Origin of the sequence: Micrococcus sp., assembly GCF_030523875.1 — a bacterium.
Classification (GTDB): domain Bacteria; phylum Actinomycetota; class Actinomycetes; order Actinomycetales; family Micrococcaceae; genus Micrococcus.
On the sequence record NZ_JAUNHR010000162.1, the window covers coordinates 1 to 1,778 of the forward strand.

The window sequence follows — 1,778 nt, forward strand, 5'->3', positions numbered from 1 at the left end:
GGTCACGGCCTTCTCCGGCCAGCCGATCGCCGCGGCGAAGTCCCGCATGCTGTCCGGCACGGAGAAGCCGACCTTGTCCAGGTTGTGGCGCGCGTTGAACAGGTTCTCCCGCAGCAGGTTGCCGCGCTCGGCCTGCTGGATGTTCCAGCGCAGCTGCTGGTAGATCGTGGCCTCCGGGCCGGCGAGGAGCTCTGCCATGCGTCGTCACCTGCCTTCCAGCTGGTCTAGAAGAAGCCGTGCCTGGCGTCCTCGGTGGTGGCCTCGGCCGCGCGGGGCCGGCGGCCGAACTTGATGGCCCCGAAGTGCGCGCAGACGGCGCTGTTCACCGGGGAGAGGTCGACGTCGAGGGAGCGGCGGGAGAACTTCCAGGCGCCGCCCTTGCCCATGGGTTCCTTCACGGCGCCGAGCGCCGAGAGCGTGAGCTGGGCCTGCCCGAAGTGGGACATCTCCTCGTCCCGGATGGCGTCCACGAAGCCCATGCAGGCCTGCCCCCACTCGGCCGAGTCCAGGACCCGGACGAGCATCTTCCGCTGCCGGAAGTGGGCTTCCAGCGAGCGGGCCGGGGAGAAGGCGTCCATGACCACCGGGATCCGGCGGCGCGCGCGACGGCGCACCCACTCGGCGAGGTGCTCGGAGCCGGCCTCGGCGTACGGGGAGTCCGCGGCGACCTCGATGTGCAGCCCGTAGGCTGCCCAGTAGGCCATCGTGATCGTGACCTTGGTCCGCTCCGGGTTCATGTCCAGGCCCACCGCCGCGAGCTTCAGCTCCGAGGTGTCCCCGTCGATCTCCCGAGCCTCCCAGGCCCGCTTCGACACGGCGCGCTCGTCCTTGAGCTTCGGCGCCGGGAACATGTTGAATCGCTCACGGCAGATGGTTCGCGGCGACCACCGCTCCATCTCGCCGTCGAACGCCTCCTGCGTGAAGCGGTGCGGGTATGCCGGGTTCGACGCCAGCAGGTTGTGCCGGTCCCGCACGAACGCCTCGAGCTCGTCCGTGGTCATCTTGTCCGGGTCCCCGGACGCCGACCACTCGACCCAGGTCGTCTTCTTGGTCGCCCCGGTCACCGCAGCGTCCCGGACCTTCACGAACGGCTCGCCGCGCTCCCCGACCTCCTTCGGCGGTGTGCCGAGGTAGATCGTCACCGGCCGGCCCGACGGCGACGCCGAGATGGCCGGCTCCGCGGCCTCCTGATGCTGGACCTCGTACTCCTGGGCCTCGTCCACCACGAGCACGTCGTACGACTCGCCGCGGATGCTGTTCGAGGACCGGGCCGCGATCTCCAGCGCGCCGCCGTTGGTCAGCAGGATCACCTGCTCGCCGTTGGTCTTGCGCATCTCCTTGACCAGCGCGTTCAGCTCCGGGTACTTGGCCCGCGGGTCGTCGACCTCCGTGCCGAAGAACTTCTGCATGCGCTTCAGGTGCGCCTGCGCCGTCTTGAGCTTCTGCGCCGTGTGCGCGATCCGCAGCCCCAGCACCGCCATGGCGTACAGCTCGAACGCCTCCAGCGTGCCGTTCTTGCCGTTCTGGCGGGCCACGGTGAGCCCCCAGGTAGAGGCCAGCCACGCGGAGACGCTGGCCGGGCCGCCCGGGGCGCATGCCATCCAGGCGCGCAGCGCGTCGGCCTGCCACCCGTCCAGGACGTGGCCGTAGCCGGCCGCGAGCGCGATGGCGCTCTCGGCGTGGCTCATGTCCACGGCGTCTGCCGCCGGGCGGATCAGGAACCGGGGCGGCGCGGTCTCGACCACGTCACCTCCCGGGGATCATCGTCGGCCGGCAGC

At 70.8% G+C, this 1,778-nt stretch carries 2 protein-coding genes; both read right to left on the minus strand.

Annotation, left to right across the window (positions count from 1 at the left end; genetic code table 11):
• On the minus strand, nucleotides 1-198 hold a 198-nt coding region (locus Q4D18_RS11750; RefSeq protein ID WP_303128632.1), incomplete at its 3' end, for a hypothetical protein.
• A 26-nt stretch (nucleotides 199-224) separates the two neighbouring features.
• Nucleotides 225-1,745 (minus strand): hypothetical protein, encoded by a 1,521-nt coding sequence (locus tag Q4D18_RS11755; protein ID WP_303128634.1) that lies wholly within the window; start codon nucleotides 1,743-1,745, stop codon nucleotides 225-227.
• Nucleotides 1,746-1,778: the final 33 nt, after the last annotated feature.